Below are 13,503 nucleotides of genomic sequence, written 5' to 3' on the forward strand. Positions count from 1 at the left end.
ATTTCTCGATTTCCCCTGATCTCCGGGGCGATGTTCGCGCCCTACACCTGCATCAATCCGTCGCGGTGACGATCATTGGCCGCCGCGACCAGGGCACCGGGCCGTTCCCGCGGCTCATGCCGTCGCTGCTGCTCTGCATCGGTGGTGCACTGGTTACGGTTTCTCGACCTCTTCGAGCAAAGCGTCCCCGGGCCCTGCAAAGAGGCTTTCCAGGTTCTCCGGATGCACTTTGGAAAGAATGCCGGAGAGATAGATGAGCAGCCCGGTTGCGGCAACGATGCCCAGGACGACGAAGGCCGCGCTATAGCCGAAACGATGTGCGATCCAGCCCGCGAGTGCCGGACTCATGGCTGCCCCCGCGCCCTGGATTGCCATCACGGCGCCGAGCCCGGCATTGACGCTCCCGGTGCCCTGCAGGATGGAAGCAACAAGTCCAGGCAAGGCGACCCCCAGCAGACCTGCTCCGATTCCGTCGAGGGCCTGAACCGGAATCAGTGCCCACGGGGATTCCCAGCAACCGGCGATCAGTCCCCGAAAGGTCAAAGCCAGCAGGGCGGTAATGATTAGCGTCCGGTATCCGCGCCGGCTGGCATGCCAGCCGGCCCAAAGGGCCGCGGGAATCATGACCAGTTGGGCCACGATGACGGTCGATGCCGTGAAAATGCTGGGCTCCGCCAGCCCACGCGTGACCACCGATTGCGCAAACAAGGGCAGCATCGCGGCATTACCCAGGTGGAACAGCAGCATGGTGATCGCGAGAAGGCCCAGTTCGTGCGAGTCCGTCAGTACCCACCGGATGGACGGCGGGGCGCTGCAATCTTGTATTGGCGGGCTGGGTGCCGGATCACCGCCACGAGCACGCTCGTGATCGATGTCCTGCGGATGGATCATCCACAAGCAGATGAGCGCCGCGCAGGCCATCACCACCATCAGAACGAATACGGCCGACAGCCCCCAGCGGTAGCCTGCCAGCCCGGCCAAACCGGCTGCGACCAGGTTGCCGGCATGGTTCCAGGCCTCGTTGATGCCCAACTGCAGGGACAGATCTCGTCGATCAACGATGCCCAGGGTGATACCCGTGATGGCGGCCCCCATCAAGGCGCCCACGGCACCGGTCACCACCTGGGATGCGGCCGCGACCTCGAACGACGGCGCCGTCCATAACGCTGCGGTGGCGAGCGTGAGCACGATGGCGCCACTCGCCAGCAAAAGCCGCTTGTGGCGCGACGCATCGACCCAGGCCCCCATCGGCGTGGTCGCCACCATGCCTGCGACGCCGCCTATGGCCATCACATAGCCAATCTCATCGGCCCGCCAGCCCTGGCTGGCCAGAAGCACACCGAGAAAAGGCCCCAGACCGTCACGGACGTCGGCCAGGAAGAAGTTCAGCCCGCAAAGCCAGTTTCGCGAACTGGCGTGTGTCGAGAGCATGGCCATCACCGGTTCCTAGTTCAACGGGCCTTTGAAGACGAAGAACGCGCCGAGGCAGATGAAACCAAAGCCCACCAGATGGTTGAGCGTGAGCCGCTCACCGAGATAGACGACGGAAAAGACCGCAAAAACAACCAGCGTGATGACCTCCTGCATCGTCTTGAGCTCTGCGGCGCTGTAGATGGCGTGACCGATCCGGTTGGCGGGAACCGCAAAGCAGTATTCCGCCAGGGCGATCAGCCAGCTCACCAGGATCGCCAGGTAAAGAGGGCGTTCTCCGAATTTCAGGTGGCCGTACCACGCAAACGTCATGAAGGCGTTGGAGACGAGAAGAAGGGCGATGGGTAAGACCTTGGGGGACATCGGGGGGATTCCAGTATTTACGGTGCGCGGTCGTAGAGCGGTTGCAGAGCGGACAGCGTGGAGCCCATGCTCACGGCTTCCAGGGATGTGCCGAACGCATTGCGCGTGCCAAGTCCGGACGCCGCGAACGGCGCACCCGCCCGCACCGAAAGATGCAGGCTTTCAGGCGGGAAGCGAACGATGCTGCCGTCGCTCAGAATGACGCCGTTGGCCTCTCCCCGCGGCCCGGTGAGCACCGTCTCCACGCGGCCCTCCACCTGCTGGGGCTGCAGTCGCTGGGCGCGCAGGTGTGGCGGCAGGGCCCGGCCCGCGCCAACCGGCGGTGGCTGGTCGTACAGGGCACGCCCGCTGCCGGTGTGAACAATGGCGTCAGCTCTGAGCGTGCCTCCCGCTTCCGCCCGTCCGATGATCCGGACGGCATCGCCGACCTTGACCGTCGCCGTGAGTGCATCGGCCAGATGCGGCGGGAACTTGGCAATCGTTCCGTCGCTCAGGCGCAGTCCGTCAACCTCACCATAGGGATTGATGAGCATCCGCTGGACCTGGCCTTCCACGGCGTACTGGCCTGCCGGAGCAGGGGCCTCGAGCCGCTGATGCGGTGGCGGGGGCAGATCGGGGGCCGGGCCGGGCGGCACGGCATGTGCGCTCGGGTTGCACAGGCCCAACGCCAGCGCGACGGACGTGGCGGTGAAATGTGCGGACATGGAGAAGCTCCTTGGGTTGGGGAAAGCACCCAACCCGTAGCGCAAACACCATGCCAAAGAGAGTCTTAATTAAATCAACGGTTTGAAATCGCGCGATGGCATCCGGTGTCCGCTCCGGCGACATCAGGGTGTCACCGGAGCGGACACCGGCCTCCGTGCGGCGGATTCAATCGAGCTTGAACTCGGCCAGCTTGCGGTAGAGCTGCTGGCGCGACAGACCGAGGCGCCGCGCCGCCTCCGCGCGGTTGCCGGCCGTTGCCGCCAGGGCCCGCACGATCATTTCCCGTTCCACGCGGGCGACGGCCCGTTCCATCGGGCCGTTCCAGTCGATGTCCAGGCCCGGGGCGGGTACCGAGGGCGTCTGCAGGCCGATATGTTCCACATCGATGACGGCGCCGTGGCTGAGGATGGCTGCACGTTCCATGGCATTGCGCAGTTCGCGCACGTTGCCGGGCCAGGGGTGGGCCAGCAGCAGCCGGGCCGCCGCCGCGCTCAGCCGCTTGGGCGCGTCGCCGCCCAGCAGGCGCAGAAAATGTTCTGCCAGCGGCAGCACATCGCCCAGGCGCTCGCGCAGCGGTGGCAGCCACAGCGGCACCACCTGCAGGCGATACCACAGGTCTTCCCGGAAGCGCCCCTCCTTGACCGCCGTGGGCAGATCCCGGTGCGTTGCCGCGACGATGCGCACATCCACCGGCTGGGCGCGGTTGGTACCGACGGGGGTGATCTCGCGTTCCTGCAACACCCGCAGGATCTTCGCCTGTGTGGACAGCGGCATGTCGCCGATCTCGTCGAGGAACAGGGTACCGCCATCGGCCTCGCGAAAGCGCCCGATGCGCTCACTGACGGCGCCCGTGAATGCCCCTTTGACGTGGCCGAACAGCTCGCTCTCCATCAGCTCGGCGGGAATCGCCGCGCAGTTCACCGCGACGAAGGGCCTTGCCGCTCTGCCGCTGTTGCGGTGCAGAGCGCGTGCCACCAGTTCCTTGCCCGTCCCCGTCTCGCCGAGGATCAACACCGTGGCCTCGCTGTCCGCCGCCAGCCCGATGCGCTTGAAAACCTGGCGCATCGCTTCGCTGCTGCTGACTAGTTCGCTGCTGTCCGCGGGCTCTTGTGCGACAGGCGCGGCGCCAGCCTCCTGATGCCGGTCCGGGGCATTGGCCTCCTGTCGCAGGGCACGCCCGAGCGTTTCGACCAGGGTCGCCCTGGCCACCGGCTTGGTCAGATGGTCGAAGGCCCCAAGGCGCATCGCCTCGATGGTATTGCCGCCGCTCGCGTAAGCCGTGAGCATGATGCAGGGCACCTGCGAGATGTGCGCCGCCCGGCGCAGGAATGCCAGGCCATCCTCTCCCGGCAGCCGCAGGTCGACGATGGCGGCATCCACCGCCTCGGTGCGCAGCCTGTGCAGGCCCGCGTCGGTGGTTTCTGCCTGCAGCACTTCGTGGCCCAGGTCCTGCAGCATTTCTGCCAGACTGTCGCGAAACGCCGCGTCATCGTCAACGATCAGGATTCGGGCCACGGCAGCTCCATTTCAATGCGTGTTCCCCTGGCCGCCTCGGCCAGTGCAACCTTCCCGCCATGGCCCTGTACGATCTCGCGCACCAGCGCCAGCCCCAGGCCGGTGCCGCCTGCGCGGGACGTGGCGAAAGGCTCGAACAGCGTATCGCGCAGCTCGGCCGGTATGCCGCAACCATCGTCGGCCACCCACAGCAGCAGGGCGCCGCGGCGCGTGCGATTGGCGCCGAGCTCGATCTCGCCGCCTTCTCCCGTGTGCGCCAGCGCGTTGAGCAGCAGGTTGTCGAAGACGCGCGCCATTTGTACCGGATCGAACAGCGCGAGTCCTTTTGCGGCGGCGGCCAGTTCCGGCTCAAGCGCCAGCGTGATCCGTACGCCATGCCTTTGGGCAGCCTCGGCGTGGGCGCTGCGCCGCGCCTCCAGCCAGCCCTGCAGATCGACGGCCTGACGCTCGGCGCGGAACGGTTGCGTCAATGCCAGCAGGCTCGACACCAGCGTCTCCAGGCGCGCCGTCTGGGACAGCACGGCATCCAGCGCACCCTCCACGCGCGCCTCCCGCAACTCCGCCGGAGCCGCCAGCGCGTTCTCCACCTTCATGCGCATCGTGCCCAACGGGTTGCGGATCTCGTGCGCCAGCCCGGCGGAGACGCGTCCCAGCGTAGCCAGGCGTTCGGACTGGGCCAGCTGCCTGCGCAGATCGCTCGACTGACGCTGCCAGCGCGAAATCATCCAGCCCAGCCACGCACCCGAGACCACGACCAGTGCCAGCAGCAGGCTCACCGCCAGGATCAGGGCGTTGACCGTGTCTGCCGCCAGCAGCGGCACGCGCATCAGCGTCCACGCCACCAGGCGCCGGTCATCGGTTTCCACGGGGCATGCCGCAAAGGCCACCGCCTCGCGCAGGCCCGGTCGCACATCCGCCACGAGGCTTGCGGAATCCTGTGCACGCTGCGCGGTGGCGGCTATGCGCTCCAGTTCGGCGCTCGGCGGATCGCGCTTGATGCCCGTACCGTCATAGGTTGGAAAGGCGTAGGCCACCACCCCCGCATCCGCGCGCCAGAAGCCGCCCTCCATGCCCGGCTGGTCGCGTAGCGCAAGGTCGAGCACCGCCTGCGCCGCGGCCGGGGCCATGGGACGGGACCGACCGTTTGCCGGCGGAAACTGCTGACGCATGCGCGCCGCACCCGCCTGCAGCGCCTGGCAACTGGTCGAGGTAAGCTGGCGCGCCCGCGCAATCTGGGGGCCGGCGCTCTGGCGGCCGATCAACAGCAGCAACCACCCCAGCACAAGCGCAACCGCAGCGATGGAAAGCCAGAGGATCAGCAGATCGCGTCGGACGGAGGGTTGCTGCGACAGATCAGGTTTCCTTGGTAAGGCGTGCCACCTTGATGAATCAACCAAAGGTCGCGCCGGTTCGCTTGAGGTAGTTGAGATAACTGATCCACGCGACATGAACCGTGTCCATATCGCAGACCGCCGGGATTTTCCAGTTTTGTCTTTGCTTGTTGCCCGAAAGCTGAACCGCCTCGTTGGTCACCAATTCGTATCCTTTCATCTTCGCGGTTGCGATGATGATGAGATCGTTTTCGTCGACGCCCTTTCCGTAACGCTCTTCCTCAATCCCGAGCAGGGCTTTGACGCGCATGGCTTCCAGCAATATGGCCTCGGAAACGGGCAGTTTTTGCAGTTTGGCGTTCTTGAGCCACGCTGCACACTCAGGCACTTTGTGCTCCACTTCCTCGACCGCCACTTCAGACATCTGGATCAAGCCTCGTACTATCCGATCCGCCATCCAATTCCACACCCCTGGAAACTGCTCGATGGGATAGTTATCCCATGCGTGGATCATGGACGACGCATCAAATGCTTGCATAGTGCTGTTCAAGCTTGTGCAGGTCGCTGATCTTCAGGTTGTCGAGATAGGTGCTCGCCTTGGCCAAGGAGATGCGCTGGGCGTTGAGGGCATCGAGCACGGTACGTACATATCCATCGCCAAAAATATGCTTGGGCTCGCGATTGCGATACTCGCGGCTGCCGCCCGTCTTTTGGGGCGATTGACGTGTCGCACACCATTGCCGGTATGCGCCGTACTGCGCCTTTGAAAGCCGGCCAACATCCACCAGGCGACGCAGGATGACCTCGCCGCTCACGCCCCACTGACGGCGCTGCGGCGCCAGCCATTCGTCGTATGCGGCCACGTCGTCGGGGCGCTCGAAATCCCGGATGCTCAGAAGGAAGGCATCTGGAACCAGCAGATGGCCCGCAAAGGCATTGGCCTCCTGCTCGACACCCGCACGCGCATGCAGGTCGCCTTCGTCATCGATTGAACTGGTCTTGTGCAGCAGCAGATGGCCCAGCTCATGCATCAGCGTGAAACTCTGGCGCGCATCCGAGTCCTGCTTCTTGACGAGGATCACCGGGCACGCCGGGTCATACAGCGAGAAACCAAGGACCGGACTTTCCTTGGCGATCTGCCACTGACCGTGATAACCGTTGCTCTGGAACACCAGTAGGCCCCGTGCCTCGATGGCCGCACGGTAGCTGTTGAAATCGTTGCGATCGGCAAGTCCGAGCCAATCGCGGACCCTGCGCGCGGTATCAGGAACGCTGAGCCCGACCAGATCGGGCGGCGCAAAGTGGACAACCCCTTCCGGATCAAGCTCGCCCCGCAGGGCGAGATAGATTTCCCGCTGGTGCTCCACTCGTTCTATCAGCAACTTCATGCGTGCCGACAACTCGGGCTTCTGGTTGGCGAGTGTGCGGAATTGGGGCGTATGGGCAGCCGCTTCGTTGACCGGCTCCGGTGCAAGAAAGAACAGGGTGCCGCGCCCAAAGTGCGAGGCAAGCCTGCGCAACTGCTTGAAGGTCAGCCCCGCTTCTCCCTCGAACACCTTCGCCAGTATCGCCGGCCCAATATCAACCTCGCGGGCGAGTTCATCCCGTGTCATGCCGCTGTCGGCAAGACACCAGTCGATACGGGCCAGGTTGATGGATTGGATGCGCTCCATGGGGTAATTATATGAGCCATGTCATGTTCCTCCTACTGCCCAAACAGGCTGATATGCCTACACCCCGCGTGGTCGGAAAGTCGCTAATTGCAGACCGGACAAGCAGACGTTCGGGAGCGTTTGAATCAAGGCACGACAAGATCGGCAAGGTGCTCGGCCGACATGGACGGCAGGAACTCGACGATCTCGTAGCTGGCGATCTTTTCCCGGTGAAATGGGTCGTTCTGGATAATCCGCTCGACTTCGGCACGGGATCCTGCGGTCGCAAGGATGACGCCGCCCGTACGCGGCTCCTTGCGCCCGGAGAGCAGGAAATGCCCCGCCGCGTAATGGCGCTCCAGGAACTGGCGATGTTCTCCAACGAAACGATCGACTTCGGATAAGGGCTTAACGTAGTTCAGCAGCACGACGAACATGGACGATGACTCCGAGGGTGTGTGTCGGTGGGAGCGTACACGGGGCTGGGGGTGAGCGCATCATGGGTGCATAGGCGGACCCTTGGGGCCGCCTATGCACCCACGAGTGGAATCGACTTTGCAGACTACCTTCCGAGAAAGAGATCGGTGAGCAGGAGAGCCGGCACCGTGCTCATTCTGGCCGCGCCTGCAACGCCTCGATCAGATCCCGCGCCTCCGCCGCGATCATGCTGCAGGCCCACAGATAGTTTTCCTGCTGGCTCGGCGCCTGCTGCCGGAAAACCTCCCACGCATCCCCGCAGGTCATTGCCAGCAGTGCATGCAACTGCTGCTGGCGCGCCGACAACTGGTCGAACAGGGCCATGCGCCCCACGTCGTCGGCTAGCCGGTACAGGCCCTCGCCGGGCGCCGGAAAACTCAGTGCGTGACTCATGCCGGCGCCCTCCCGTTCAACAAGACGACAGGCCGACCCAGCGTGGTCGGGAGGTCGGGGAAATGCTGCAGGGGAGGGGGCGAAGCGGATGCGTGCGGACGTGCGCACGCCAGGGCGGGAAATGCCATGGTGTGATGCTCCTCGGTTTGCTGGACAGTTCCGCCCCTCGCTTCCAAACGGGGGGCGGGCCAAAGCGAGGTTGGAAGACCGGAACCAAGGGACCGGCAGGCCGAAGCCTCCCCGCCCGGCCCACCATTGATCAAGGCGCACCACGGGCGTGACGGACGAAAAAATAGCCGCGGCGCGGCTAATCGGTCCGCCTTGGTTCTCGGGCTTCCAACCCCGATCGTCTCTGTTTCGACGACGCGGCGAGTATTGACCGGAGGGCGGGGGGAGGTCAAGAAGGGTCGGGATTGCTAATTAGTTTGATGCAGCCTCGAATTTGCCGGAATAGCGGAAAAGTTGCCCAAACAACGGATGAGTGAGGCGGAAGTCCATGACGAAATGGCTTTCATCTATCGCTTCCTCGACGATAGTGGTGTGGCCCAGCACCATCCATTCCGGGATCGGCAACAGGACCGGTCCCAGCTTCATGACGAACCGGACGCCGCGATAATGGAGTCGGTTTCCTGTCACGTACGGGGCCATCTGTAGTCCGAGCACAGGATTGACGAATTCGATCACCTGGTCGTGGCCAGCCGATATCCAGAAGCTGTCGAAATAGATCACCCTCCCGTCCGGGTAGGTGATTGTGCGCCGCCAATGCTGCCGCTCGCCTACGACGTTCTTTTCAACCACCGTTGGCACCTGCTGCCCACGGCGATTGACCAGCGCCCCGAATACCCTCAGCACACTCAGAAACGGCTGCATGAACCGAGGATACTCAATATCCATCCGACCCGTGTCAGTCGTCGTACCGAACCGGTAATGGGCCTGGAGGGCCGGCGGCAGCTTGTCCCAGTCGGCGCCGAGCGCCTGTTGCATCAAGCTTTTCATGATCCAATTCCTGGAATGTATTTGAAGACCATCAGCGCGACTACAGCGACCATTGCCGTAAAGGCGGGTACGCCAAGCCAGAACCACCAGCGTGCCATCCGCCAGTAAAGCGCCGGTAAATCTGATCCTTCGGCTGCTGCATCGGCAGAGATTTTCTGCATGCGAATCTGCAGCCAGACCACGGGGAGCCAGCAAGCGCCAGCGAAGAAGAAGAGGGAAAGGCTGGCCGCAATCCATGGTGTCGTCAGCGGCACATCGAGCAGATGAGCCATCCACAGGCCGCTGATGGGCTGCAAGATGACGGTCGGCGTGGTGAAGATCCAGTCGGCCAATACGACATGGCGGTTGGTGACCGCGATATGGGCAAGGTTGCCGCTGCGGTCGGCCATCCACTTGTAGAACGCACTGCCAAGACCGGTGCCGAAGAGAAGCACGAGGCTGAGAATATGCAGCGTTTTGAGAAGGGTGAAGGTCATGACGCCCCCCTTGTGGGTACGCCTTCGGAGAAAAACAGGCTGGGCTTGGTGGTCAGGGGCGGGCGTCCCAAAAACTGCTCCAGTGGTCGGAAATCAGCCCGGTAACCGGTCTTCAGCATGCGCAAATTCTCTGGCTGCAGCATCGGGTTGAAGTACCGTCCCACCTGGGCAATCGCCATCGCCACCCGGAATGGGATGGGAATAAGCCGGGCACGGGACAACCCCAGCGCCTGGCGCATCGTTTGCAGCCACTCGGCGAAAGTGATTATTTCTGTGCCTACAATGTCCAGCGTCTGCATCGTCTTGGGCGACGTGAGGCCTTGCATGACTGTGGCCACTACGTCGCTGATATGGACAGGCTGCAGTTCTTGTTGCCCGTTATCGATGACCGGGATCCGCGGCAGCGCCGCCAGGCGCATGAACAGGTCTGCACTCTTGCCTCCGAGGCCGTAAATCAACGAAGGGCGCAGCACGAACCAGTCGAGATCGAGGCTGCGCAGGCAGTCGTCGGCAGCTCGCTTGCTCAGGTGGTAGGCAGAAAACGCCGCCTTGTCGGCTCCCAACGCCGAGATCTGCAACACCCGCCGGACTCCGGCCTGGGCGCAGGCGCGAAACAATGCCGACGGAGCGAGGGTGTGCAGGAGTTCAAAACGCTGGGAGCCGCTTTCCCCGATGATGCCAACGCTGTTGATAACGGCGTCGACGCCTTCGAGCTGCGGCAGCCAGTCCGCCGCCGACAGCATCCGGCTCAAGTCGATTCCCTCGCTACGGCATACCGGCTTGATGCGGTGCCCGGCAGCGGTCAGTTCAGTGACGAGATTGTGGCCAATGAAGCCACTCGCCCCGGTCAGCAGGATGTTCATGATGCGCTCCCCGGCTGCCGCGGTACCGTAATGAACTGGCCCAGACGCTTGCCGATCGAGCGAAGGCCGATCAGCAACCCGACTAGGGCTGCCACCAAGGCTAGACGGAAGCTGTCTATCGGGTTGCTGAAGTGCGAGAACATATCGACCATCAGTACCAGCAGCAGCGGGGCGATCATCAGCATCACCTTCGTGTAGCTCAACCAGAAGGAAGCAGCCTGCTCATCGGGGCAGACCCGGTTAAGGACATTCACGAGGGGACGGGACAGCACGTGCAGAACCGCGAGGCTCGCGGCTACGCAGATGAAAGATTCAGCAAACAGCAGAACGTAAGGATTCATGAAAGGCTCCCGATTGGTTACTGGAGCCCCCAGGTTGGAGATCAGACCCCCTGAATTCTTCCGTTCTTATCGAAACGGAACATTTTTCGGCTCCGGAAAGATCATTCCGGAGCTTCGGTCAGCCAATCACGGCTATTTGGATGGCCCGCTCTTGGCGTGGAGCTTGCGGAACTGGCCGGGGGTCATGCCCTCGATCTCGCGGAAGGCCTCGTAGAAATTCGACTGCGAGGTAAACCCCACGCTGAGTCCAACGGACAGGACAGAGGCGGACGGTTCATCACACAACATGGCTTTGGCGGCTGCCACGCGCAGTTCACGCAAGTAGCGGGAGAAACCCTTCCCCAGCCGGGCATTCATCAGCTCCGAAAGTTGGTGAGTGTTAAGTCCGAGACGTTCAGCCAGTCCGGGAAGGTTCAGGTCCGGATCCACATAGGTTCGGTCCGCGGTCATAAGGGTGTTCAGCTTCGATAGAGCCGCATCGCAATCCACATTGGTCAGCGTGGAGCTGACATAGGCAGTCTGTACGGTTTCCTTGACCTCAACGGATAGTTCTGGCCTGAGGCCGAGTGTGGTTTGCACCAGGAAAAAGGCGGCCCCGATCGAGACCGCGTACAGGCTGAAAAACAGTTTGCCAGGCAGCGACGCCTGGGCCAGCCCGAGCACCGAGACGCCGATAGCTATACCGAATACGCTGCCCAGCAGAATCATCTCCCGGTGGAAGCTCGCCCGCTCGCAGCGCAAGGCGTAGAGACTGCGCGCCAGCCACAGCAAGTAGCCGGCGCCAACGCTGAAAGCCAGCGGCAAGGCCAGATCGTCAGGCAGGAAGGGGGAAATCCCGATTGGCAGCGCGTGACCGAGAAGCGCAGGTCTAATCAGAGGGGGCGCCTTGGGGTTCAGCAAGGGCTGGCTGAACAGGAAGAAAGATGGCGCCACGGCAAACAGGGTCATGCGGTACGGCAGCGTTGCCACCCATTCCTGATCGAGGTACAGCCACACGAAGTGGACGATTTGCAGACCGCTTAATGCCATCAGCAGGACAAGTCCCATCAAGCGCGACATCGGCTGGTCTTGGTATTGGTCGCCGCGGAAATGCGTCAGGGCAAGGCTGATTGCGCTGAATATCGAGAAGCCGGTGAGAAGAATGGCGAGAGAGGTCACTGCGGGTGAAAAACGATATTGTCAAAAGCAATAAATGGAAATGTATGCCGGCAATGCGAAATCAGCCTCTGTTTCCAGTATTTTCTTTCAAGCTGGACCTCGGTTAGTAAGAGTCTGCCGCGCTTGCGAGACATCTCGGCGATCGAGGGAAACGAGGCTGAGTACGGGTTCAGCGAAATGGTGTGTAGTCAATGGTGACCCCTTCTGATTTCGGCTCCGTGCGAATTAGATGCGCAAGATGGTGGTGCTGGATCTCGAGGTGGTCGTCATCCCTCCAAGTGACGCGAACCTCTGGGCCGCCGCCTTTCCCGGTCGGTGCTTGACCACGGTTTGCATCGGCGACAAAGAAACTTTGGGGCAGAGAATCCTTCTTGGAGGTGTCGGTGTCAGCGGGCACGATAGAAACATGGCTGTTGAAGCTGGTTGTGGCCCCACAATCTATTTGAAATACAACAGCTTTCAATTTCCCGCTGGGTGACGGGAACTGGTCAGTTATTGTTTCTGCGCACATATCCGTGCCAAGGCGCGCTAACAATGCAGCGCAGCCACCAAACATTACTAGGGGGGTACCGATAACCCAAAGGACTACTTTTTTCCAAGTGGTCATGTGCTATTGCTAACAGTCTTTACACGAACGCTGGGGCTCGCATGACAGATGATCCCGGAGGCGCCCGGGTGGTTGTACTTTGCTCATGAAATTCAGATGTTTCGAGTTTACGTTTTAAGCATAAGTGTTCAAGTATGTCAGACAACTTAATGGGAGCGATGCCCGCTTGGCGGGAGGGTATCTGAGGAGCCGCGATTGGTCGTATTGCACCACTTCATTGTCATGACTGCCATGTTCCCATGTGCTGCCAAGCGCTTCAGTTGAGTACGTCACTCCGCGGACGGCGGGCCGATGAGGGGGCTGCCGAGATGGTCCACTTTGCTCGTCAATGTATGCATTTGACGTAATCTCATCGTAATATTCCGGCGCGTCGGCGATGCCTGTCCGCTTCCCGGACCTGCCCGGCGCGATCTTCCCTATCTCACCCGGAGCCACGCCATGACGCAGAACCTCGTTTCCCTCGATCTGTCCGCCGAAGCCCTTGCCGCACTGGATCAGGCACTCACCACCATCGAGCAGATCTTTTCGCCCTTCATCAGCCTGTCGGCCGACGAGGTGCGGGCGCTCAACAAGATGGGCGACAAGTCGGAGCAGTTCTGTCGGCAGACGGCGCTGGTGCTGGAGCACAACCGGGAGATCCTGCCGCCGAGTTTTTCGGTGGCCGAGGTGCAGCGCGATTTCGCGGCCTTCGATGCGTTGCGGCCGCGCCTGATGCGGCTGCGGGAGGTGGTGGCAAAGGCGGAGGACACCGAGACGGCGCTGGGCAGCGACATCCTCGTGGCCATGCTGGAAGGGTATGCGCTGATGAAGATGTACGGTAAGAGCGAGGGGCTCGAGACCCTGCGCAAGGCGATGCTGGTGCGCAACCCCGGCCGCAAGGCCAAGCCGGCTGAAGCCACGGCCTGATTGCGGGCTGCCGCGCGGAGCTGCGGCGTGTTTCGGACTCGGTTGTCGATAGCTGGATGGCATTATTCCGGTGGTGGAAAGCAAGCATCCGTTTTTCGGTGATCGAGTCCGAAGTTTCGGTGGCAATCACCGAATGTTCGGTGTTTCGATCCGAATATTCGGTGTCGCCGGTCGAAGTTTCGGATTCAAAGTCCGAAGTTTCGAATCCGGAATCCGAAACTTCGATGGCCGAGTCCGAAACTTCGGGCTTCATGTCCGAAAAATGGAAAGTGAATATCCACCCCGGTGC

The 13,503-nt window shown here is 62.2% G+C and carries 16 protein-coding genes; 1 reads left to right on the plus strand and 15 read right to left on the minus strand.

Annotated elements, in window-relative coordinates; all coding sequences use genetic code 11:
• Positions 1 to 153 precede the first annotated feature (153 nt).
• From AC1PPK_RS05815 to AC1PPK_RS05885, 15 genes are all read right to left on the minus strand, one after another.
• The gene (locus AC1PPK_RS05815; RefSeq protein WP_481116893.1) at positions 154 to 1,437 is read right to left on the minus strand and encodes an MFS transporter; all 1,284 of its coding nucleotides are present in this window, start codon (positions 1,435 to 1,437) and stop codon (positions 154 to 156) included.
• A 9-nt stretch (positions 1,438 to 1,446) separates the two neighbouring features.
• Positions 1,447 to 1,794, minus strand: a complete 348-nt coding sequence (locus AC1PPK_RS05820; protein ID WP_481116894.1) for a DMT family protein — start codon at positions 1,792 to 1,794, stop codon at positions 1,447 to 1,449.
• Between the two features lie 17 nt (positions 1,795 to 1,811).
• On the minus strand, positions 1,812 to 2,498 hold the full coding sequence (locus AC1PPK_RS05825; protein WP_481116895.1) for a hypothetical protein: 687 nt from the start codon (positions 2,496 to 2,498) through the stop codon (positions 1,812 to 1,814).
• A gap of 166 nt (positions 2,499 to 2,664) precedes the next feature.
• Complete coding sequence (locus AC1PPK_RS05830; protein ID WP_481116896.1) at positions 2,665 to 4,014, minus strand: sigma-54-dependent transcriptional regulator; 1,350 nt, start codon at positions 4,012 to 4,014, stop codon at positions 2,665 to 2,667.
• Positions 3,999 to 5,297 carry a sensor histidine kinase gene (locus tag AC1PPK_RS05835; protein ID WP_481116897.1) on the minus strand — a complete coding sequence of 433 codons (1,299 nt, stop codon included), beginning with the start codon at positions 5,295 to 5,297 and terminating at the stop codon, positions 3,999 to 4,001. The genes AC1PPK_RS05830 and AC1PPK_RS05835 overlap by 16 nt, the downstream gene beginning before the upstream one ends.
• A gap of 106 nt (positions 5,298 to 5,403) precedes the next feature.
• The gene (locus AC1PPK_RS05840) at positions 5,404 to 5,859 is read right to left on the minus strand and encodes a DUF4411 family protein (RefSeq protein WP_481116898.1); all 456 of its coding nucleotides are present in this window, start codon (positions 5,857 to 5,859) and stop codon (positions 5,404 to 5,406) included.
• Between the two features lie 10 nt (positions 5,860 to 5,869).
• Positions 5,870 to 7,018 carry an ImmA/IrrE family metallo-endopeptidase gene (locus AC1PPK_RS05845; protein ID WP_481116899.1) on the minus strand — a complete coding sequence of 383 codons (1,149 nt, stop codon included), beginning with the start codon at positions 7,016 to 7,018 and terminating at the stop codon, positions 5,870 to 5,872.
• 125 nt (positions 7,019 to 7,143) lie between these two features.
• Positions 7,144 to 7,434 carry a YciI family protein gene (locus AC1PPK_RS05850; protein WP_481116900.1) on the minus strand — a complete coding sequence of 97 codons (291 nt, stop codon included), beginning with the start codon at positions 7,432 to 7,434 and terminating at the stop codon, positions 7,144 to 7,146.
• Positions 7,435 to 7,606: 172 nt separating this feature from the next.
• Positions 7,607 to 7,867, minus strand: coding sequence for a hypothetical protein (locus AC1PPK_RS05855; RefSeq protein ID WP_481116901.1), 261 nt, complete (start codon positions 7,865 to 7,867; stop codon positions 7,607 to 7,609).
• 420 nt (positions 7,868 to 8,287) lie between these two features.
• Positions 8,288 to 8,863 (minus strand): DUF4166 domain-containing protein, encoded by a 576-nt coding sequence (locus AC1PPK_RS05860; protein ID WP_481116902.1) that lies wholly within the window; start codon positions 8,861 to 8,863, stop codon positions 8,288 to 8,290.
• On the minus strand, positions 8,860 to 9,339 hold the full coding sequence (locus AC1PPK_RS05865; protein ID WP_481116903.1) for a DUF2269 family protein: 480 nt from the start codon (positions 9,337 to 9,339) through the stop codon (positions 8,860 to 8,862). Before AC1PPK_RS05865 ends, AC1PPK_RS05860 begins: the two co-directional genes overlap by 4 nt.
• Positions 9,336 to 10,202, minus strand: coding sequence for a complex I NDUFA9 subunit family protein (locus tag AC1PPK_RS05870; RefSeq protein WP_481116904.1), 867 nt, complete (start codon positions 10,200 to 10,202; stop codon positions 9,336 to 9,338). Before AC1PPK_RS05870 ends, AC1PPK_RS05865 begins: the two co-directional genes overlap by 4 nt.
• The gene (locus tag AC1PPK_RS05875) at positions 10,199 to 10,543 is read right to left on the minus strand and encodes a hypothetical protein (protein WP_481116905.1); all 345 of its coding nucleotides are present in this window, start codon (positions 10,541 to 10,543) and stop codon (positions 10,199 to 10,201) included. Before AC1PPK_RS05875 ends, AC1PPK_RS05870 begins: the two co-directional genes overlap by 4 nt.
• A 132-nt stretch (positions 10,544 to 10,675) precedes the next feature.
• On the minus strand, positions 10,676 to 11,701 hold the full coding sequence (locus AC1PPK_RS05880) for an AraC family transcriptional regulator (protein ID WP_481116906.1): 1,026 nt from the start codon (positions 11,699 to 11,701) through the stop codon (positions 10,676 to 10,678).
• A gap of 169 nt (positions 11,702 to 11,870) precedes the next feature.
• Positions 11,871 to 12,308 carry a hypothetical protein gene (locus AC1PPK_RS05885; protein WP_481116907.1) on the minus strand — a complete coding sequence of 146 codons (438 nt, stop codon included), beginning with the start codon at positions 12,306 to 12,308 and terminating at the stop codon, positions 11,871 to 11,873.
• Positions 12,309 to 12,746: 438 nt separating this feature from the next.
• Here AC1PPK_RS05885 and AC1PPK_RS05890 point away from each other — a divergent pair, with 438 nt between their 5' ends.
• The gene (locus AC1PPK_RS05890) at positions 12,747 to 13,214 is read left to right on the plus strand and encodes a hypothetical protein (RefSeq protein WP_481116908.1); all 468 of its coding nucleotides are present in this window, start codon (positions 12,747 to 12,749) and stop codon (positions 13,212 to 13,214) included.
• The last annotated feature ends 289 nt before the right edge of the window (positions 13,215 to 13,503 follow it).

This window comes from Zoogloea sp. JDB1 (assembly GCF_056724025.1).